This is a genomic window from Mycobacterium sp. 3519A (assembly GCF_900240945.1).
In the GTDB taxonomy this organism is placed as follows: domain Bacteria; phylum Actinomycetota; class Actinomycetes; order Mycobacteriales; family Mycobacteriaceae; genus Mycobacterium.
Genome location: NZ_OESG01000012.1, coordinates 1051067 through 1070433 on the forward strand (window position 1 = coordinate 1051067; position 19367 = coordinate 1070433).

Below are 19367 nucleotides of genomic sequence, written 5' to 3' on the forward strand. Positions count from 1 at the left end.
GTCGCTGTGCCCCTGCGACGGGTCAACGAGGGTTCCCGCTAGTCGGGACTTCCGCTGTAGGCAACCACCGCGAGTGCATAGCTTTGAACTCATGGCTGGCGAGGTCTATGTCATCGACCGCGTGGTGACTCGCCCCGGATGTACGCGGACATTCGTCGACAGGTATCTGGCCGAATACGCGCCCGGCGCCGTCGAGCGGGGAATGACCCTGCGCGGCGTGCTCGTCAGTCCGCCGATCTGGTTCGACGACCAGTCCAACACCGTCACGATCACGTGGTCCCTGTCCAACCCTCGGGCATGGTGGGAGATGACGTGGCAGGGTCGCCCGGATCCCACACTCGGCCAGTGGTGGTCGGCAATGGACGAGTTGGTGGAGAACCGCACCCGCGAGGTGGCCGCGAGCGCCGCCGACGTCGACGGCCTGTGCGATGTTTAACGTCACCCGCCTGATCCACGCCGATGAAGCGCACCGCGATCGACTGATCGCCGAACTGCGCGATGCCGCAGTAGGCCGCAGCGCAGTCATTGCCGCGACCGCACCCGGGAGCCGCAACGGCGGAGACATCCTCACGCACCTGCGATTCGACAGCGAATCCGATTGGGAATCGGCCGAATGTGCGTTCTCGGCCATATTCGACGACCCGGCAATCACCCACATCGACGGGGTCGACTACCGCGGCATGCCCACACGATGTGCCGGGGATGCCGGTTCGGTGTACCGAACGCTGCTGCTGCGGGTGCTCCCCGGCACCGAGAACTCGACAGTGGCGCGGTTCGAAGCCGACCTACGCATGCTGACGCGGTACGTTTCGTCGATCACGGCATGGCAACTCAGCCGCGTCGAAACCGCGATCGGCACTTCGCCGTGGACGCACGTGTTCGAGCAGGAGTTCACCGACGAGGCCGGCCTGATGGGTCCGTACCTCATGCACCCGATCCACTGGGCCCATGTGGATCGATGGTTCGACCCCGAATGTCCCGATGTGATCATCCGCGACAGGGTGTGCCACAGTTTCTGTCCCATCGCCGAACCCGTGCTGACCTGACTCACCTGCTCGTGAGCGGTCAGAGGCCGGCCGGCAGAATATTCGGGTTGGCGGTCGCGGGCGGTTCCAGCGGCGGTAGCTCCTTCAGGCCGTCCAGGCTGTGTACCGCCAGACCTTGGGACCACGGATAGTGCAGGCTGAACGCCACCAGCCCGGTGCGTTCTTCGGCAGGCAGATGACACATCGCCAACACGGTTTCGGCGAGATACTCCACGGGTTCGGTGGGAAACGTTTCGGGAATCAGGCTCGCCGCGCCGGGGGTCCTGATCGCGGTGGAGGGGCCGACGCAGTTGACAGCAATGTTGCCGTCGAGCAGTTCGGCCGCTACGCCCTGGGTGAAGCGGTGCAGTGCGGCCTTCATCGACGCGTAGATCACGTCGCCGGAGGTCTTGTTGTACTCCCGATACGGCCGCACCGGGGCCACACCGGTGACTGACCCGATGTTGACGATCCAGCCGCCGCCCTGTTGGCGCATATGCGGCACAACGGCTTTCGTCAGCACGAACGGGGTGCGTAGGTAGTGTTCGACGGTCCGCTCGAAGGTATCGAGCGACATGTCCTCGACAACCGAGTAGTCCGCGAAGCCCGCGTTGTTGACCAGTATGTCGATCCGCCCTGTGCGGTCGAGCACGGCGTCGATCAGTCCATCGCGAGCATCGACGTTCTCGAGGTCGGCGGCCAGTCCGAACGCCGATCCGCCTGCCGCTTCGATCAGTTCGATGGTCTCGTCGATTGTTCCTGGGATCGCCGTCGCGACCCCTGACCGGACAGACTTGGATGGCGTGTGGGCCCGCGCCGTCACCGCAACGGTGGCCCCTTCCGCGGCGAGACGCTGTGCGATCGCCCGTCCGATGCCGCGGCTGCTGCCCGTCACCAAAGCCGTTCTTCCGCTGAGCAATCGCGTCATTGCAGCTCGAAATGGTCTTCGACCGGCGCTCGGTGCTGATGCCAGATATCGACGAGCCGGTACGGGGTGGCAACCACCACCCGGCCCGAACCAGAACGGTAGTAGGTGTGCGCGTTGGGGGTGTGACACCAGACGGTGCCCGCCATGGCCTCGTCGATGTCGGCGACATAGTCGTCGTAGGCCTGCTGGGTGACCTCCATGGTGGTGGCGCCGCGCAGCGCCATCAATTGCAGGCACTCGATCACGTAGTGCGCCATCACTTCCATCGAGAAGTTGGCCCCGGCGCCGTGCCCCGGGCTGTAGTTCGGCGCGGAGTTGATGAACAAATTGGGGAATCCGGGCACCGTTCCACCCCGGTAGGCGCGAGGGCTGTCACCCCATTCGTCTGTCAGCTTCTTTCCGCCGCGTCCGCGGATGTCGACGGTGGACAGGAAGTCAAGGTGATAGCCGGTCGCGTAGATGATGACGTCCAGGTCGATCTGCCTACCATCCTGGGTGACAATGCCTTTGGCGTTGATCGCGGCGGGTTCACTGGCTTCGACGTCGACGTGGTCGCGGGTCAGTGCGGCGTAGTAACCGCCGGGATCTCTGATGATTCGTTTGCCGTAGGGCGCGAAGTCAGGGGTGACCTTCCTCGCCAGTTCGCTGTCGGCGCCGAACGTTCGGTCGATGTATTCAAGACACATCTGCAACAGCACGTCGTTGGCCTGAGAGATGGACAGGTGGTCGGCGGCCCATTCCGGATCCTGCAGGATGACCGGGTAGTTGTTGTCGGATGTGCCCCAGTAGGACTTGAGTCTGTTCCAGTTCGCGTAATACGGCACGTGACGGCCGAGGTAGCGCCGATGGTCCGGGACGTCGTCGGTCAATCGCTTGCGGGGAGCGACCCAGTGCGGTTGGCGCTGGAACACCGTCAGGTGCTCGACGTCGTCGACGCAGGCGTCGACGATCTGCACCGCCGTGCACCCGGCACCGATGACGGCCACCCGCTTACCGGTGAGGTCCACTGACGAGTCCCACTGCGCCGAATGAATGCTGATGCCGGAGAAGGAATCTCGCCCCGACACGTCGGGCCACCGGGGGCGGTTGAGATAACCCGCGGCGGTGACCACGACACGGGCGTAGCTGACGTCGCGATTGCCGTCCGCATCGACGGCGTGAACCTGCCACTGCCTGCGGTCCTCGTCCCACCTCAGGGCCTCGACCTCGGTGCGGAACCGGGTGTGCTCGCGCAGGCCGTACTTGTCTGCCAGCGACACCAGGTACGCCTGATACTCCGCGCCCTGCGGGTAGTAGCTGGTCCATTCGGGGTTCACGTCCCGTGACAACGAGTAATAGGCCGATGGCGTATCGACGCCGATACCGGGATACGTGGTGGTCAGCCACGTACCTCCGACCTCGTCGTTGCGGTCGAAGATCTCGAACTCCACCCCGGCATCGGCCGCCGCCAGTGCGGTGATCATGCCCGCCAGTCCCGCGCCGACGATCGCGACCGTGAGTGCCTTCGGGATCGGCGCCGTGCGCGGCAGCGTCGGCTGGGACAGCTGGAACCCACCCTGCTCGAGCAGCAGCGGGATGAACTCATCGGCGACCTCCGAGCCAAGGGCCACCGGCGCGATTTTGGCGAAGAGTTCGGGGTTGTCCGGCGCGACTGAACCGACTGCACGGGGCGCCCCCTCGACCGCCTTCGCCAAGGCCTTAACCAAGGCCTCCACCAGAGCCTCGGCGGTGTCAGGATCGGTGACCCCGGCGCGCTCGGGCGGATCGGGAACATGCGAGATCTTGGGCCCGAACACGTCGACAACCGACGGATCGCCGGTCAATTGCGCAAGCACGGCGACCAGCACGCCAGGGTCGGCTTCGCGGAGATTGACCCGCAACTCCCCTGCGTCGACTTCGATCTCCGCAGCGCAGGCGGTGGGGACTGTAGCCATGCACCGAGTATCAAAGCCGCCGGGCATTTCGCCGACGGCGTCTTCCTCTCAGCGGGACATGATCGGCCGTCCATCCGCGGCGGTGCATAGTGTTCGGTGCATGCAGCCGGAACTGGACAGCGTGGTCGCGCAGGCGCGCAGCCACACGCTCGGCGACATTCCTCGCCGCTCTGCCCGCAGGCAACCCGACAAGATCGCGATCATCGACGGCGACGTGGTGCTGACGTTCGCCGAATTCGACGACCTGGTGGACCGAGCGGCGGCGGCATTGGCTGACAACGGGTTCCGACCAGGCGATCGCATCGCCCTGTTGTCACACAACTGCTGGCAGTACGCCGTCATCGCGTTCGCCACCGCACGCGCGGCGGTCGTGCTGGTCCCGATCAACTTCATGCTCACCGGTGAGGAGATCGCGTTCATCCTCGGTCACAGCAAGGCGACCGGCTTCATCGTCGAGGACGACCTGATCCCGACGGCCGAGCAGGCGATGACTCTCGGCGGCAGGGTCGAGACGAAGGTCGCACTGTCGGGTCGTGGCCAGTCCGCCGTGAGTGGCTGGGACGATTTCGCGCAGTGGCTGGCCACCACGAGCGCCGCACCCCGCCCGCACATCGAGGACGACCAGCTGCTGCGGCTGATGTACACCAGCGGCACGGAATCGCGGCCGAAGGGTGTGATGCACACCAGTCGCAGCCTGATGTGGCAGTACATCAGCACGATCGTCGCCGGCGAGATGTCGGGCGACGACGTCGAGGTGCACTCGCTACCGCTGTACCACTGCGCGCAGCTGGACAACTTCTTGGCCACCGACATCTACCTCGGCGCCACCAGCATCATCCTGCCGCGGCCGGAACCCGAGCTGGTGCTTCGGGCCATCGCGCACCACGGCGCGACGAATTATTTTGCACCGCCGACGGTTTGGATTTCTCTGCTGCGCTCCCCCGTTTTCGACGAGGTCGACCTGTCGAGTCTTCGCAAGGGTTACTACGGCGCGTCACCGATGCCGAGAGAGATTCTGGCCGAGATGCGTCGGCGACTGCCGAATCTGCGGTTGTGGAACTTCTACGGCCAAACGGAGATGGCACCGCTGGCGTCGGCCCTCGGCCCCGGCGAGCAGGACGACCATGCCGGCGCAGCCGGACGACCGGTGGTCAACGTCGAGACGACGATCCTCGACGACGCCGACCACCCCGTGCCGACGGGCACCGTCGGCGAGATAGCGCACCGCAGCCCACATCTCATGCTCGGCTACCTCGATGATCCCACCAAGACGGCCGAGGCATTCAAGGGTGGCTGGTTCCACTCGGGTGACCTCGGCTACTACGACGAGCACGGCCTGCTGCACGTGGTCGACCGCAAGAAGGACATGATCAAAACCGGCGGCGAGAACGTGGCCAGCCGCGAGGTCGAAGAAGTGCTGTACCGCCACAACGGTATTCACGAAGCCGCGGTCTTCGGACTTGCGCATCCGGTCTGGGTGGAAACGATAGTCGCTGCGGTGGTACCACGCGACGGAGTCACGCTGACTGAGAACGAGGTGCTGGCCCATTGCCGGGAGCACCTCGCCGGCTTCAAGACACCCAAGCGGGTGTTCTTCGTCGATGCCCTGCCCAAGAACCCCAGCGGCAAGCTGCTCAAGCGCGATCTGCGCGAACGCTTCAGCCTCGAATCGGCGACTCACTCAGGGAAATGATGTTCACAGGACGAATCGCACGCTTCGACGAACCCGGTACACCGTTCGAGATCCAGACCGTCAGCCTGCCAACGGTGCGCGCGGGCGAGATCCTCGTGAGGGTGAGCCGCGCCAACATCTGCGGCTCCGACGTGCATGCCTGGCACGGCACGTTCGCCACCCGTGGGCTGGGAGGACAGCTGCCAACTGTGCTCGGCCACGAAATGGTCGGCGCCGTCGCGGCTCTCGGGGACGGCGCGGTCACCGACTCCAGCGGCAAGCCGCTGAAAGAAGGCACGCGGGTGGTATTTCCCTACTTCTTCTGTTGCCATCGGTGCCGAAACTGTCTGGCGGGCAGGCGCAACGCCTGCCTGAACCTGACGATGGCCATGCTCGGACGTGCCGACGAGCCGCCCTATTTCGTCGGCGGGTACGGCGACTACTTCCTGCTGCCAGCAGGCGCCGTGGTTTACACCGTGCCTGACAGTGTCCCCGACGACATCGCCGCCGGTGCGAACTGTGCTCTATCACAAGTGATGTACGGCCTCGAACGAGTAGACCTGCAACTCGGGGAGCATGTCGTCGTGCAGGGTGCAGGCGCATTGGGCCTGTACGCCGTCGCGCTCGCCAAGGCGCGCGGTGCGGCCAATGTCGTTGCCATCGACGGTGTACCCGAACGGCTCGAACTGGCAACGGCGTTCGGCGCCGACTCCGTCATCGACATCGCCGAGGTGGCTACTCCGAAGGAGCGGGCGAAACTGGTGCGCAAGCTGACGGACGGGCAGGGCGCCGACGTCGTCGTCGAGGTGGCGGGTCACCCCTCGGCCATCGACGAGGGCCTGACAATGCTCGGTCAGTTCGGCCGGTATCTCGAGATCGGCAACATCAACATCGGCAAGACGTTCGAGTTCGACCCGTCACGGTTCGTATTCGCCAACAAGACCATGGTCGGCGTCTCACTCTACGATCCCGCGGTGCTGTCGCGGGCGCTGACGTTCCTCGAACAGCACCGCGACAGGCTGCCTTTGGATCGCCTTGCCGCAGCGCAATACCCGCTGGACGACATCAACGAGGCGTTCGCCGCTGCCGTCGGCAAACGCGACGTCCGCGCCAGCATCGTCCCCTGACACCGGAAGCAGGCCATGCACAACTACGACCGCACAACGCTGTTCATCGACGGGCAATGGGTGACACCGGACGGCGATGACGCCATCGAAGTAGTCGACCCCGCCACCGAGCAAGTCATCGGCACGGTGCCCAGCGGCACGGCGGCCGACGTCGACGCCGCCGTTGCCGCCGCACGTCGCGCGTTCGATCCGTCGATATCCGTCGCCGACCGGCGTGACCGCGTCGCCGGCGTGCTCGACGCGATGGAGAAGCGCCTCCCTGATATCGCCGAGACGATCACCGCCGAGATGGGCGCACCCGTGCGCATCGCGCAGTCGGTGCAGACGCAGGTGCCGATGGCGGTGGCGCGAGGCTTCGCAGAGGTCCTCGGACGGTTCGAATTCGAAGAACGCGTTGGCAATTCGCTGGTGGTGCGGGAACCGTACGGGGTGGTCGGCGCAATCACACCGTGGAACTATCCGCTCTATCAAGTGGTGGCCAAGGTGCTCCCCGCGATTGCGGCAGGCTGCACGGTGGTGCTCAAGCCGAGCAACGAAGCGCCGTTGTCGGTGTTCGAGTTCGTCGAGGCGCTCGGACAGGCGGGCCTGCCCGCCGGCGTGGTGAATCTCGTGTCGGGGCCGGGCCCGGTGATCGGCGAACGCCTCGCCGAGCACCCCGACGTCGATTTCGTGTCGTTCACGGGCTCCACCGGGGTGGGCGCACGCGTCGGTGAACTGGCGGGGCGGACGGTGAAAAAGGTCGCGCTCGAACTCGGAGGGAAATCCGCCAACGTCATCCTGGATGGCGCAGACCTGACAACCGCGGTGAAGGTAGGCGTCGGCAACGCCTTCCTCAACGGCGGTCAAACCTGTATGGCGTGGACACGCATGCTGGTGCCGCAATCGCGCTACCGCGAGGCGCTCGACCTGGTCGAGTCGGCGGTGGCCAAGTACACCGTCGGCGATCCATGGGATCCGGCCACCCGCATCGGCCCGTCGGCGTCGTCGTCGCAGTGCGACAGTGTGCGCGGTTATATCGAACGGGCCCAGCGGGACGGGGCGCGGCTGCTCACCGGCGGCGCCGAAAAGGTCTGCGACGTCGGCTATTTCGTCGCCCCCACCGTCTTCGCCGACGTCGATCCGGATTCGGAACTGGGCCAGGAGGAAGTGTTCGGCCCGGTGCTGGCCGTCATCCCGTTCACCGACGAGGACGACGCGCTGCGGATCGCCAACGGAACGCGCTACGGACTGTCGGGCGCCGTCTGGGCGAAAGACGTGGACGCCGCCGTCGGATTCGCCCGCCGCGTGCAGACCGGGCAGCTCGACATCAACGGAGGGGCCTACAACCCAATCGCGCCGTTCGGCGGCTACAAGAAGTCCGGCGTCGGCCGTGAACTCGGCCGGGCCGGCTTCGAGGAGTTCCTGCAGACCAAGTCGCTTCAGCTGCCTGCGTCATGACCGCAACCCCGAACCCCCTCCGCGTCGACACGGACGGACCGACCCAGCTCTGGACGATCAACCTGGCGGAGGTCGGCAACGCGATCACCGACAAGGGCTTCATCACCGCCTTCGAGGCCGCTGTCGACGACGCCAACGCCGACGCCGCGATCGCCGCCGTCATCCTCACCGGTGCGGGCAAGATCTTCTCGGCAGGCGGCAACGTGAAGGAGATGGCTGACCGGCAAGGCATGTTCGGACTTGACGCAATCAGTCAGCGGCGCGCCTACGTAGACGGAATCCAACGGATCCCACGCGCATTGGGCCGACTCGAAGTCCCGTTGATAGCGGCGGTCAACGGCCCCGCCATCGGCGCGGGCTGCGACCTGGCGATGATGTGCGACATCCGCATCGCCTCCGAGCGTGCGTCGTTCGCCGAGAGCTTCGTACAACTCGGCCTCATTCCCGGCGACGGCGGCGCTTGGTTCCTGCCTCGGGCCATCGGATACGCGCGCGCCGCCGAAATGACCTTCACCGGTGATCGCATCGATGCCGCGACCGCGCTCGGCTGGGGAATGGTCAGCCGCGTGGTCCCCCACGACGAGCTGCTCGACGCGGCGCGTGGACTCGCCGACCGCATCGGTAAGAACCCTCCGCACGCGCTGCGGATGGCCAAACGGCTGCTACAGGAGTCGCAGTCCGGTTCGCTCGAATCGACATTGGGCATGGCCGCGGCCATGCAACCGTTGGCGCACGGCGACATTCAGCATCACCAGCGACTCGAACGGTGGCGGACCTCGTGACGGCACCCACCATCTCATCCCGGCTCGTCCCGCCCGCTACAGTCAATCCAGCTGCGACGCAGGCGCTTCGCGCCGAGGTGCGCGAGTTCATTGCCGAACAGGTCTTCGCGCCGTCGGTGGACGCGTGGCTGACCGGCTGGGACGAGGAGTTCACCGCCGCTCTCGCGGCGCGTGGCTGGCTGGGCATGACGGTGCCGACCGAATACGGCGGGCACGGACGCTCGTTTCTCGAACGGTTCGTCGTGACCGAGGAGTTGCTGGCCGCCGGCGCACCCGTGGCGGCGCACTGGATCGCCGACCGCCAGATCGTACCGTCGCTGCTCAAATACGGCACCGAACGGCAGAAGCGCGAATTCCTACCGCGGATTGTCCGCGGCGAGTGCTTCTTCGGCATCGGGATGAGCGAGCCGGATTCCGGTTCGGATCTGGCCAGCGTGCGCACCAAGGGCGTTCGGGTCGACGGGGGCTGGGCGTTGTCAGGCACCAAGGTATGGACGTCCGGGGCGCACCTCGCCCACGCCTTCATCGTCCTGGCCAGGACCGCACCGGTCGATCCGCAGAATCGGCACACCGGACTGAGCCAATTCATCGTCGATCTGCGCGGCGCGGGTGTCGATGTCCGGCCGATCGTGTCGATGAACGGTGCACACCACTTCAACGAGGTGATCCTCGACGAGGTGTTCGTGCCCGACGATATGGTCTTCGGCCAGATCGGCGCGGGTTGGCGTCAGGTGACCTCGGAGTTGAGTTTCGAACGTAGTGGACCCGAGCGGTTCCTGTCGACATTCATGGTGCTGGCCAACGCTGCTGAAGCCATGGCGGCACAACGTATTTCACGCGATCCGGATCTGGGTCGCCTGGTCGGCCGTATCGCCGGACTGCACCAGATGTCGACGGCGGTGGCGGGCGCATTGGAACGCCACGAACCTGCCGACGTGCCAGCGGCGGTGGTCAAGGTACTCGGCACCACCACGGAGGGCGACATCGCCGATTTCGCCGATCTGCACGCCGAAAGAAATGCGGATTCCGCGTATTCGAAACTCGTGTCCGCCGCGGTCGACCAGCGTCCCGGCTTCACTCTGCGGGGTGGGACCAACGAGGTACTGCGTGGTGTCATCGCCCGCGGGCTGGGGTTGCGATGACGGTGTCGCCGGGCACTGGGGTCGACCAGGCGGTCATCGACATGATGGGCTCGGTCTTCGCGGAGTACCGGGAGCACCATGCGCGCTCCGATTCCGTGTCGTGTGATCGGCAATTGTGGAGTGCACTCGACGAACTCGGCCTCATTCGTCTCACCGGCGCCGAGGCGTCGGGCGGCAGTGGCGCGGGCTGGTACGAGTCGGCCGAACTCCTCTCGGCCGCGGTGCGCAACGGAGTGCGACTGCCGTTGGCGGAACACGATCTGCTGGCCTGCTGGCTGTTGGAGGCCAACGGGACGCCTGCGGACACGGCCATCCGCACCGTGTCGAAGGTCGACGCCAACGGCAGGGCGGCGGCAGTGCCGTGGGCGTCGACCGCCGACCGGGTCGTCGTCGTCTGGCGCGTCGGCGACGGGTATCGCGCCGCAGACGTCGACACCGACGCGCTGCGGATCACGCCGGGCGCCAACATGATCGGTGAACCACGCGACAACCTCGAGGTGGACACCGAGACGTTGGTCGGCGAACCGGTGCCGGTCACCGTCGTGGCGCAACTGACGCTCAGATCAGCTCTGATCCGCGCAATTCAGGTGTGTGCGTCGCTTCAGGAGATTCTGGAGTTGTCTGTCGAGCACGTGACGTCGCGTGTGCAGTTCGGCCGCCCCCTTTCGAAGTTCCAGGCGGTGCAGAACCAGGTCGCCGACATCGCGGCCGAAGCCGCGCTCGCGCGCGCCGCAACCGAAGCGGCACTGACCGCCGCCGTCAGCAGCGACTGGACGGCGCCGAACCTGGAATTCCTTATCGCCGTGGCACGATCATGCGCCGGCCACGCCGCATCCGTCGTAGTGCGCAACGCCCATCAGGTGCACGGCGCGATCGGTACCACCCGGGAACACCGATTGCACGAGTTCACCAGGGCGGCACTGGCGTGGCGCTCAGAGTTCGGCTCCGTCCGGCACTGGGACGCCAAGGTCGCAGATTCCGCGCTGGCCGCCGGTTCGGCGGGGCTGTGGAACCTGATCACCGGTTAGTTCAGTTCCGCTGAGCGGACAGAAGCCGTGTTAGGAGCGCCACAATGCGCTTGACTGCCCGCCATGAGCAACGAGATCACGCTGTCCGAGATCCAGGAGTTCATCGCCGGGTTCTGGTACCACTACGACCAAGGCCATTTCGACGAACTCGCCGCCAGGATCGGCGATGAGATGGAGTACGTGAGCCGGTCGGACTCGGGCGCCTGTCCGTTCGAGGAGTTGCTGGCGGCAGAATTGCACGGCGGCGCGGCCACGCTGGCCTGGCTCACCCAGCACCGCAACGAGAATCCCTACCCCCTTCGGCACCACGCCACCAATATCTTCCGCACCGGCATCGACGGACCCGTGACGAGGGTCCGCTTCTACCTGTACGTCAACCAGATCACCAACAACGTGCCTTTCGACGTCTCCAGCGGTGTCGTCGACGTCGGGATCCGGCGCGGGGACAGCGGTCTGGTGTTCACTTCGATGAATGTCGTGCTCGACGCCGAGGATTCGATCCCGTTCGCAGAGCACGCCGCCAACGCGTGAACGCCGGCGACACGTTCGCGGGAGGCGTCGCGGTCATCACGGGTGCGGGCGCGGGTATCGGGGCGGGCCTGGCCCGGCACGCCAGCGCATTGGGCATGACGGTGGTGCTCGCCGACATCGACGGCGCCGCGGCCGCCGCACTCCGCGACGAACTCAATGCCGCAGGCGGCACCGCAGTCGACGCGCAATGCGATGTGCGCGAACCGGAGGCACTCGAGGCACTCGCCGAGCGTACGTACCGCGAACTCGGACCAGTCCGGTTGTTGGTCAACAACGCCGGCGTGGAGCAGTTCGGCTACCTGTGGGACACCCCGATCGCGAACTGGAACAAAGTCGTCGACATCAACATCAGCGGCGTCTTTCACGGAGTGCGGGCATTTCTGCCCCGGATGATCGAGACCGGTTCACCGGCGTGGGTATGGAACCTCTCGTCGATCGGCGGGGTGGCCGTCGTCCCACTGCAGGCGCCCTACATCGTCAGCAAGCACGCGGTGCTGGCGCTGACCGAATGCCTGCATCTGGAGATCGCACACGCCGGCCACGACCACATCCACGTACAGGCGGTGCTGCCGGGCGCGGTCAAGTCGAACATCTTCGAGTCCGCGGGCGGCGTCACAGCAGGCGACGTCGCGGCGGCTGAGTCCCAGCGTGACGCCATGCTCGACATCAAGGCCGAAGCGATGGACCCCATCGAGGCCGCGAAGTTGGTGTTCGACCAGGCAGCCGATGGCAGGTTCTACTTGCTCACCCAACCCGAGTATGTCGGATCGGCGATGACCGAGCGCGCCAATGTCCTTGCGGCGCAACGTGCGCCGCAGCTGCGAACCAAGCGGCGGTTCGACCCGGCGCAAAACCCGCGATGAGCGTTCCTCCGCTCGACCCCGACGCGGCGGCGCGCGTTGCGTCATTCGGCCCGATCGCACCGATGCGCCGGCGGGGGCTGGCCGCGGTCCGCGACGCCATCGAGAACGCACCGCTGCCGGACATGCCGGATATCGCGTCGGTGGAGAACTGCTTTGCGCCGGGACCGGCCGGACCGATCCCGTTGCGGATCTACCGCCCTGGCGCGCAAACCGCGGCGCCCGTGTTGGTGTACTTCCACGGTGGCGGAATGGTGATGGGATCCAACCATTCGTTCGAACCCCTCGCGAGGACTCTCGCGTCACTCACCGACGCCGCCGTGGTGGCGGTCGACTATCGGCTCGCACCCGAGTGCCCACCGCCTGCACAGTTCGACGACGCGTATTCGGCGACGTCATGGATCGCCGACAACGCCGACCGTCTCGGACTCGACGCAACACGGCTCGCGGTCGTCGGCGACAGCGCAGGCGGTTCATTGGCGGCAGCAGTGGCACTCGCCGCACGCGACCACGACGGCCCGGCGATCTTCTGCCAAGTGTTGATCTACCCGGGCCTCGATCGAGACATGGGGGCACAGTCGATCACCGAGTTGACCGACGCGCCCATGTTGTCCCACGACGACATCTGCTACATGCACGAGCTCACCGACGGCGCGGCGGGCGCGCCGCACGACGCTTACCGAATTCCCGCGTACGCCAGCGATCTGAAGGGGCTGCCGCAGGCGATTGTGGTGACCGCCGAATGTGACCCCATCCGCGACTGGGGGGAGCGTTACGCCAACCGGCTTCGCGACGCCAGGGTGCAGGTGAGCGTCACCCGTTATCCCGGTGCCTACCACGGCTTTTTGATGCGGTCGGACGCGACCGCGCGGGGCAGGCTGGCTGTGGCGGAGATATGTGCGCTGCTGCGGGCGAAATTCGACCATCCGCTCGACTTCGGCGATATCCGCGTCCCGATCACCGGTCATCCCCCAGACCAGCGGCACCAACCCGAATCACAATTGGGCTAATCCAAGCCAGACCAAGAGGAGACACGAGATGCTCACCGACGAGCGGCGAATGGAACTTTCGGACGTGCTGCGGCCCGCCGCGCCGCCGCGCGAGATCGACAACGTCTACACCGACGACCAGAAGGACCGCCTGCTGAATGTGGTCCGCACCCAGGGTCCGTGGAAGTTGATCATCGCCCAGCATTTCGCCTCCGCCGAGGAACTCATGGCGACGATGAGCGGCATGTTCCCCGAAGGTTTCGAGCCGTCGCTGGACCTGTTTCTCACCCCGACGTTTCGCGGTTACCTGGCCAACTACGGCACCGTGCTCTACCCGGAATTGCACGACGTGTTCTACAACGCATCCTTCCTCGAGATGGCCAAGAGTTACTGGGGCGCAAAGTACGCCAAGCCCGAGTTGATGTTGTTCAACATCAACGGTCCGTGCGCCAACCGCGATCCCGGCCATCTGGATTCGCCGAGCTTCCGCGGTGTGCGACATGAGAACGCGCCCACGTGGCTGTGCAGCGTGATGGGTAAGTCCGGCCTGTTCAGCGATTACCTGATCAAAATGGCGCAGGTGATCACGTGGTTCTCACTCGATGGCGGCAGCGGATTCACCTACTGGCCGGACGGTCCGCTCAAGGCTCCCAAGCGGATACTGCCACCCATCAACAACCGCGGCGTCGTCGTACAGAACGAGATGATGGTTCATCGCGGCGAGGCCAATGGCCCACTGGAGCAACAGGTTCCGGCGGGTTTGGCTTTCGACACGGTGTTCGCAGGCGATCCGGCCGACCGCGACCACTGGTTGCTCAAGAACGGCGACGACGTGATCGCCCGCCACCACACCGACGAACTGCGCTTTCTGGTGCATTGGTCCGCCGAGGTGTTCTCCGACTTCGACGAGCTGAAGAAGAACATGGACGGATCCGACGACCTCACCCCCCACAAGGCGATCGACATGATGGTCGACGACCTCCGCAAGAGGGGAATCAAACTCGATGTGCCCAGCGAGCCGTTGCACGATGCGTCGTTCATCGGCGCGCTCAATGCGGCCTACGATCTGGGTGGCCCGTCTTCTTATCCCGACGAAGCTCCGTTGAGCGCGTTCCAAATGTCCTGACCGAATTGCGCGCGAGCCGGGTCAGCGGACGATGACCGAACTCGGCGTCCTTGGGGCGCCGAGCATGTCCCGATGCGACGGCGGTTTTCTGCCGCCCTCGTCGGTGATGCCGTAGCGGTCGGCCAGTTCGGCACCGATGACCGTCTGACCGTTCAACTCATCCAGGGCCGGGTCGCGCCACAGCGCATCGATCAAATAACCGGTGAATTGCGGGGTTTCGGCGTGCTTTGCGGTCTCGGCGAGGGCCTGCGGGTCGCGCGCAAAAGCGGCGCGCAGCTTCTCGGTCAGCAGGATGCCCATCCAGATCGACACCGTCGACACGCCGGTGTCGCGGAAGTCGACCGCCATATCGGCGGCGAGTTTGTCGATACCCGCCTTCTGCGCTCCGTACGCGGGTCCATGCATGTAGCAGACCGAACCCGGCGACGACGTGAAAGCAATCAAGCCGTGGCCGGCAGCGACCATGAGCGGTGCCGCATGCCACGAGGCTACGTACGCCGAGCGCAGTCCCACGTCGAGCACGTCCACTAATTCAAGCGGCTTGTCCCAGAACGGCTTCGGGTTGACCAGCTCGTCATGGACGGCGGCGGCGTTGTTGACGAGCAGATCGAGTCGGCCGCTCTCGTCAGCGACCCTGGTGAACAGCGCGGCGACGGCGTCGTCGTCGCGGTGGTCGAGTTGGACGGCGATGCCGCCCTGCGTCGCGGTCACTGTCCGCCCGGTCACGTACACGCGCCAGCCGCGGGCAAGCAGCGCATCGGCGATACCGCGGCCCGCGCCGCGGCTACCACCCGTCACCACTGCGACGGGTTGCTCTTCACCGGTCACCGGTAAAAGTTACCGCGCGATGCCTGCGGCCTCGTCGACAATCGGCAGTACGCCTTCGCGCGCCGCCGCCATGAGCGAGTCCCGCAGTGCCGAGCACGCGAGGAACAGCCCGCGTCCGTGGCCCGCGAGTTGATCGGCATCGCGGCGTTCAAGGCACCGTGCCGAAGCGTCCGCATTCCATTGCACGCTGGTCTGGTCCCAAGTGCTCTTGCGCGCCAGTACCTCGGCGCCGCACCGCCGGCATGTGACCGGCACCATCGGCGAGTCGGCGAGTCGGTTGTCGGGCCGCACGGCCATCAGCGGCCGGCGGTCTTCGCCGCGATATTCGCTTCGACCTCTTTCATCCACTGTTCGCGCGGTTGGGTGGTGTCGATCTCGAACTCGAAGCGGTCAACCATGTCGGGGGTCACGTCGGCGGCATCGACATAGAACTGCTCGTACCACCGACGCAGTTGGTAGACCGGGCCGTCCTCTTCCACCAACAACGGGTTGTCGATGCGGGCTTTGTTCTTCCAGATCTGCACATCCTGCTCGAAACCCATCTTCACGAAGTCCCCTAGCCCGATCGCGGTCTGCGTGGCGAGCTCCGCGGGCAGCGCAGCCGACTTCTTGACGATGATTCCATATTGCAGCACAAAGGAATTCGCATCGATCGGATAGTGACAGTTGATCAGGATCGTATGGTGATCGATGTCGGTGTAGTGGTAGATCAGGTCGTCGATCATGAAGGACGGCCCGTAGTAGGAAGCGACCGACGTGGTGCCGAGCATTTGACTCTCGCCCGGCTCTCCCAGATCCGGTCGCCCGGCACTGTTCATGTACTGCGTGGCCACATGCCCCTCGAAAATGTTCTTGAACTGTGTCGGCAGTGATCCGTGAATGTAGAAGAAGTGCGCCATGTCGACGACGTTGTCGATGATCTCGCGGCAATTGGTGTTGACGATGGTGGTGTACCAGTGCCAGTCGGTCCACTCGTCACTGCTGGCGCCTTCGATGCGGGGAATGGTGACGTCGTCGGGCGGCGGGTTGCCTTCAGGGTCGTTCCAGACGAACAGCATGCCGTCCTGTTCGAGCGTCTGCCATGTCGCGGTGCGCGCCAGCCGCGGGGTACGGCGCGCGTAGGGCACTTTCTTGCATCGACCGTCACCGCCCCAACGCCAATCGTGGAATGGGCAGGCGATCTCATTGCCTTTGACGGTGCCCTGCGACAGGTCTCCCCCCATGTGGCGGCAATAGCCGTCAAGGACGTTGATCTTGCCGTCCTCCCCACGAAATACCACCAGCTTCTGCCCGAAGGCATTGACCTGGTGCGGCGTGCCGTCTCCGAAGTCGCGGACCAGCCCCAGACAATGCCATCCCCTGGCGAACCGGGTGGGTGTTGCAGCGGCCTCGATCTGCCGGATCTCGTCGGAATCGGTGTGCGACGTCATAACTCGGTTCTAGCAGTGACGATGTGGTTTGCGGGACGGACTGTTCCGCTCACCAGGAGATGGGGCGTTGATGAGGCGCAGGCGGTCCTAGTGTCGTGCCTCGTGACCGGTCTTCCCATGACGATTCCCGCTGCCCAGCCTGTCCGCGATTGCACGATCGATCTGTTGGTGGTGGGGTCGGGCACGGGCATGGCGGCCGCGTTGGCCGCCAGGGACGCCGGCATGAGCGTGCTGATCATCGAGAAGTCGACCCATGTCGGTGGGTCCACGGCGCGCTCCGGAGGAGCGCTGTGGCTGCCCGCCAGCCAAGTGCTGCGCGAGGGCGGTGCGGACGACAGCCGCCAGCGCGCGCAGGCCTATCTCGACGCCGTGGTCGCCGGATCAGCGCCCCGTGAACGGTCGACGGCGTTCCTCGAGCATGTGGAAGCGACCGTCGACGTGCTACGGCGGACCACACCGATGAAGCTGTTCTGGGCTCGCGAGTACTCGGACTACCACCCTGAACTGCCCGGCGGCAGCGCGGCGGGACGGACTTGCGAATGCCGACCGCTGGACACGTCGATCCTGGGCGAATATCTGTCGCGACTTCGCCCCGGCGTCATGGAAGTCACCATCCCGATGCCGACCACCGGCGCCGACTATCGCTGGCTGAACCTGATGTCACGGGTGCCGCGAAAGGGTGTCCCCCTCGTCTTCAAACGACTCGGCCAGGGTGTTGGCGGTCTGTTGATCGGACGCCGCTACGCAGCGGGCGGTCAGGCATTGGCGGCCGGACTGTTCGCGGGTGTGCTGCGTGCCGGGATACCGATTTGGACTCAGACCTCGCTGGTGCGACTCGTAGGCGACGGAGACCAGGTAACCGGGGCGGTCGTCGATCATGGCGGCGCCGAGATCACCGTCACGGCTCGCCGCGGCGTTGTGCTCGCGGCGGGCGGGTTCGACCATCACATGGACATGCGACGGAAGTTTCAATCCGAGTCGCTGGGTGAGCATCAGAGCCTGGGGGCCGACACCAACACCGGCGACGCCATCCGCATCACCCAGGACCTCGGGGCGGGCATCGATCTGATGGATCAATCGTGGTGGTTCCCCGCAGTCGCGCCGTTGCCCGGTAAGGCACCAGCGGTGATGCTCGCCGAACGATCACTGCCCGGTGCACTGATAGTCGCCGCCAATGGCAACAGGTTCGCCAACGAGTCCTGCGACTACATGTCGTTCGGTCAACGGGTGCTCGAACTGGAACGGTCCGGCAATCCGGTCGAGCCGATGTGGATCGTCTTTGATCAGCGCTACCGCAATAGTTACGTGTTCGCCGCCGACCTGTTTCCACGTATGGCCATCCCGCAGGCTTGGTATGACGCCGGAATCGCCTGCCGGGCTGATAGTTTCAGCGAGTTGGCAGCGTTGATGGGAGTGCCGACGGGCCAATTCACCGAGACGATTCGGCGGTTCAACGAGGGGGCCAGTGCCGGTATCGATTCTGAATTCCACCGTGGGGACAGCGCATACGACCGTTACTACGGCGATCCGACTGTCACACCGAACCCCAATCTGCGCCCGCTGCAGAAGGCTCCGTTCTACGCGGTGAAGATGGTCCTTTCCGACCTCGGCACGTGTGGCGGGTTACGCGCCGACGATCGGGCCAGGGTGCTTCGGGAGGACGGTACGGCGATCGGGGGCCTGTACGCGATCGGCAATACGGCGGCGAACGCCTTCGGAACCACCTATCCCGGTGCCGGCGCGACGATCGCGCAGGGCTTGGTGTACGGCTACATCGCAGCCCGCGACGCGGCCCAGAGGAGTTAATCCGACTCTTCGGCGGCCTTTTTCTCGATCTCGTACCAGTATTCCGGTGCGGGCCAAGGGATTTTGGTGGTGCCGTCCCCGGGCCGCGGCAAGGTCGCCTCCGCCTCGTCCAATTCTTTGATCATTTTCAAGGTCAGCTCGCGTTCGTTTGCGTAGTAGCGTTCGGCCCACTTCAGTGCCACCCGTGCATACGCCCACGACGGGTCCGCGCCCGCCCATTTCGCGTCCTTGGCGGCATTGCGGTACATCTCGTCGGCATAGCCGAGGTGTTCCTGAAGGATCTCTTTCAGCCTGGCCGGATTGGTGAGATGGCCGAACGTCACGCGCAGCAGCGGGGTGTGCTTGAGCACGGGCGGATCGAGCGGCGCCTCGTTGGCCCACCGCGTCACGGCGTCGACGCCGGCTTCGGTGATCTTGTACAGCCGGCGATTGCGGGTGCCTGCGCTGTTCTCGACTCGCGATGTCACCAATCCGAGTTGCTCCAGCTTTTTCAGCTCGGAGTAGATCTGGCTGTACGCCGGGCTGCCGTAGAAGAACCGCATGCTCCAGTCGATCCACTTTCGGATGTCGTAGCCCGAAAGCTCGTACTCGTAAGACAGCATGCCCAACAGCGCCCAACTGGTCGCCGTTAAGTTCGGCTTGCCCGGCTGATCGCTGTCTGTCACTTCGCCAGATTAACAACCCAGGCCACAGCTGATTTGTCACTCACCACTGGCCGGGAC

The 19367-nt window shown here is 65.3% G+C and carries 19 protein-coding genes; 13 read left to right on the forward strand and 6 right to left on the reverse strand.

Going from position 1 to position 19367, the window contains the following annotated elements:
• Positions 1-91: 91 nt before the first annotated feature.
• Together C1A30_RS07220 and C1A30_RS07225 are read left to right on the forward strand one after the other, a co-directional pair.
• On the forward strand, positions 92-436 hold the full coding sequence (locus C1A30_RS07220) for a hypothetical protein (protein ID WP_101947478.1): 345 nt from the start codon (positions 92-94) through the stop codon (positions 434-436).
• Positions 429-1046 carry a Dabb family protein gene (locus C1A30_RS07225; RefSeq protein ID WP_101947479.1) on the forward strand — a complete coding sequence of 206 codons (618 nt, stop codon included), beginning with the start codon at positions 429-431 and terminating at the stop codon, positions 1044-1046. The genes C1A30_RS07220 and C1A30_RS07225 overlap by 8 nt, the downstream gene beginning before the upstream one ends.
• Before the next feature lie 19 nt (positions 1047-1065).
• Here the strand turns inward: C1A30_RS07225 and C1A30_RS07230 are convergent, their stop codons facing one another.
• Both C1A30_RS07230 and C1A30_RS07235 read right to left on the reverse strand, forming a co-directional pair.
• A complete protein-coding gene (locus C1A30_RS07230; RefSeq protein ID WP_101947480.1) occupies positions 1066-1953 on the reverse strand; it encodes an SDR family NAD(P)-dependent oxidoreductase in 888 nt (295 codons plus the stop codon).
• Entirely contained in the window at positions 1950-3887 is a 1938-nt protein-coding gene (locus tag C1A30_RS07235; protein ID WP_101947481.1) for an NAD(P)/FAD-dependent oxidoreductase, read from the reverse strand. Before C1A30_RS07235 ends, C1A30_RS07230 begins: the two co-directional genes overlap by 4 nt.
• Positions 3888-3987: 100 nt before the next feature.
• On the opposite strand from C1A30_RS07235, the gene C1A30_RS07240 reads away from it, so the two are divergent.
• From C1A30_RS07240 to C1A30_RS07285, 10 genes are all read left to right on the forward strand, one after another.
• Positions 3988-5580, forward strand: coding sequence for an acyl-CoA synthetase (locus C1A30_RS07240; RefSeq protein WP_101947482.1), 1593 nt, complete (start codon positions 3988-3990; stop codon positions 5578-5580).
• Positions 5580-6686 carry a zinc-binding dehydrogenase gene (locus C1A30_RS07245; protein ID WP_101947713.1) on the forward strand — a complete coding sequence of 369 codons (1107 nt, stop codon included), beginning with the start codon at positions 5580-5582 and terminating at the stop codon, positions 6684-6686. Before C1A30_RS07240 ends, C1A30_RS07245 begins: the two co-directional genes overlap by 1 nt.
• A gap of 15 nt (positions 6687-6701) precedes the next feature.
• Positions 6702-8123: an aldehyde dehydrogenase family protein gene (locus C1A30_RS07250; RefSeq protein WP_101947483.1), complete on the forward strand. Its 1422-nt coding sequence runs from the start codon at positions 6702-6704 to the stop codon at positions 8121-8123.
• Complete coding sequence (locus C1A30_RS07255) at positions 8120-8905, forward strand: crotonase/enoyl-CoA hydratase family protein (protein ID WP_101947484.1); 786 nt, start codon at positions 8120-8122, stop codon at positions 8903-8905. The genes C1A30_RS07250 and C1A30_RS07255 overlap by 4 nt, the downstream gene beginning before the upstream one ends.
• On the forward strand, positions 8902-10047 hold the full coding sequence (locus tag C1A30_RS07260) for an acyl-CoA dehydrogenase family protein (protein WP_369974100.1): 1146 nt from the start codon (positions 8902-8904) through the stop codon (positions 10045-10047). The genes C1A30_RS07255 and C1A30_RS07260 overlap by 4 nt, the downstream gene beginning before the upstream one ends.
• On the forward strand, positions 10044-11075 hold the full coding sequence (locus C1A30_RS07265) for an acyl-CoA dehydrogenase family protein (RefSeq protein ID WP_101947485.1): 1032 nt from the start codon (positions 10044-10046) through the stop codon (positions 11073-11075). Before C1A30_RS07260 ends, C1A30_RS07265 begins: the two co-directional genes overlap by 4 nt.
• 63 nt (positions 11076-11138) lie before the next feature.
• A complete protein-coding gene (locus tag C1A30_RS07270) occupies positions 11139-11606 on the forward strand; it encodes a polyketide cyclase (RefSeq protein WP_101947486.1) in 468 nt (155 codons plus the stop codon).
• The gene (locus C1A30_RS07275; protein ID WP_101947487.1) at positions 11603-12469 is read left to right on the forward strand and encodes an SDR family NAD(P)-dependent oxidoreductase; all 867 of its coding nucleotides are present in this window, start codon (positions 11603-11605) and stop codon (positions 12467-12469) included. Before C1A30_RS07270 ends, C1A30_RS07275 begins: the two co-directional genes overlap by 4 nt.
• Positions 12466-13476, forward strand: coding sequence for an alpha/beta hydrolase (locus C1A30_RS07280; RefSeq protein ID WP_101947488.1), 1011 nt, complete (start codon positions 12466-12468; stop codon positions 13474-13476). The genes C1A30_RS07275 and C1A30_RS07280 overlap by 4 nt, the downstream gene beginning before the upstream one ends.
• Before the next feature lie 28 nt (positions 13477-13504).
• On the forward strand, positions 13505-14581 hold the full coding sequence (locus C1A30_RS07285) for a hypothetical protein (RefSeq protein WP_101947489.1): 1077 nt from the start codon (positions 13505-13507) through the stop codon (positions 14579-14581).
• Positions 14582-14602: 21 nt separating this feature from the next.
• On the opposite strand, the gene C1A30_RS07290 is transcribed toward C1A30_RS07285, so the two are convergent.
• Genes C1A30_RS07290 through C1A30_RS07300 form a run of 3 tightly spaced genes read right to left on the reverse strand, consistent with a single transcriptional unit; the run spans position 14603 to position 16839 of the window.
• Positions 14603-15409, reverse strand: coding sequence for an SDR family NAD(P)-dependent oxidoreductase (locus C1A30_RS07290; RefSeq protein ID WP_101947490.1), 807 nt, complete (start codon positions 15407-15409; stop codon positions 14603-14605).
• Between the two features lie 9 nt (positions 15410-15418).
• Positions 15419-15706 carry a ferredoxin gene (locus C1A30_RS07295; RefSeq protein ID WP_101947491.1) on the reverse strand — a complete coding sequence of 96 codons (288 nt, stop codon included), beginning with the start codon at positions 15704-15706 and terminating at the stop codon, positions 15419-15421.
• The gene (locus tag C1A30_RS07300) at positions 15706-16839 is read right to left on the reverse strand and encodes a Rieske 2Fe-2S domain-containing protein (RefSeq protein WP_101947492.1); all 1134 of its coding nucleotides are present in this window, start codon (positions 16837-16839) and stop codon (positions 15706-15708) included. The genes C1A30_RS07295 and C1A30_RS07300 overlap by 1 nt, the downstream gene beginning before the upstream one ends.
• Before the next feature lie 117 nt (positions 16840-16956).
• Between C1A30_RS07300 and C1A30_RS07305 the strand changes: the two genes are divergently transcribed.
• Positions 16957-18645, forward strand: coding sequence for a 3-ketosteroid-delta-1-dehydrogenase (locus C1A30_RS07305; protein WP_101947715.1), 1689 nt, complete (start codon positions 16957-16959; stop codon positions 18643-18645).
• On the opposite strand, the gene C1A30_RS07310 is transcribed toward C1A30_RS07305, so the two are convergent.
• Positions 18642-19310 carry a PadR family transcriptional regulator gene (locus C1A30_RS07310; protein WP_235009678.1) on the reverse strand — a complete coding sequence of 223 codons (669 nt, stop codon included), beginning with the start codon at positions 19308-19310 and terminating at the stop codon, positions 18642-18644. The two genes, C1A30_RS07305 and C1A30_RS07310, sit on opposite strands and share 4 nt — an antisense overlap.
• Positions 19311-19367: the final 57 nt, after the last annotated feature.

Excerpts from the sequence above, each read along its gene's own strand:
- C1A30_RS07220 (WP_101947478.1), top strand. The coding sequence starts at position 92 with ATGGCTGGCGAGGTCTATGTCATCGACCGCGTGGTGACTCGCCCCGGA.
- C1A30_RS07225 (WP_101947479.1), top strand. The coding sequence starts at position 429 with ATGTTTAACGTCACCCGCCTGATCCACGCCGATGAAGCGCACCGCGAT.
- C1A30_RS07230 (WP_101947480.1), bottom strand. The coding sequence starts at position 1,953 with ATGACGCGATTGCTCAGCGGAAGAACGGCTTTGGTGACGGGCAGCAGC.
- C1A30_RS07235 (WP_101947481.1), bottom strand. The coding sequence starts at position 3,887 with ATGGCTACAGTCCCCACCGCCTGCGCTGCGGAGATCGAAGTCGACGCA.
- C1A30_RS07240 (WP_101947482.1), top strand. The coding sequence starts at position 3,988 with ATGCAGCCGGAACTGGACAGCGTGGTCGCGCAGGCGCGCAGCCACACG.
- C1A30_RS07245 (WP_101947713.1), top strand. The coding sequence starts at position 5,580 with ATGTTCACAGGACGAATCGCACGCTTCGACGAACCCGGTACACCGTTC.
- C1A30_RS07250 (WP_101947483.1), top strand. The coding sequence starts at position 6,702 with ATGCACAACTACGACCGCACAACGCTGTTCATCGACGGGCAATGGGTG.
- C1A30_RS07255 (WP_101947484.1), top strand. The coding sequence starts at position 8,120 with ATGACCGCAACCCCGAACCCCCTCCGCGTCGACACGGACGGACCGACC.
- C1A30_RS07265 (WP_101947485.1), top strand. The coding sequence starts at position 10,044 with ATGACGGTGTCGCCGGGCACTGGGGTCGACCAGGCGGTCATCGACATG.
- C1A30_RS07270 (WP_101947486.1), top strand. The coding sequence starts at position 11,139 with ATGAGCAACGAGATCACGCTGTCCGAGATCCAGGAGTTCATCGCCGGG.
- C1A30_RS07280 (WP_101947488.1), top strand. The coding sequence starts at position 12,466 with ATGAGCGTTCCTCCGCTCGACCCCGACGCGGCGGCGCGCGTTGCGTCA.
- C1A30_RS07285 (WP_101947489.1), top strand. The coding sequence starts at position 13,505 with ATGCTCACCGACGAGCGGCGAATGGAACTTTCGGACGTGCTGCGGCCC.
- C1A30_RS07295 (WP_101947491.1), bottom strand. The coding sequence starts at position 15,706 with ATGGCCGTGCGGCCCGACAACCGACTCGCCGACTCGCCGATGGTGCCG.
- C1A30_RS07300 (WP_101947492.1), bottom strand. The coding sequence starts at position 16,839 with ATGACGTCGCACACCGATTCCGACGAGATCCGGCAGATCGAGGCCGCT.
- C1A30_RS07305 (WP_101947715.1), top strand. The coding sequence starts at position 16,957 with ATGACGATTCCCGCTGCCCAGCCTGTCCGCGATTGCACGATCGATCTG.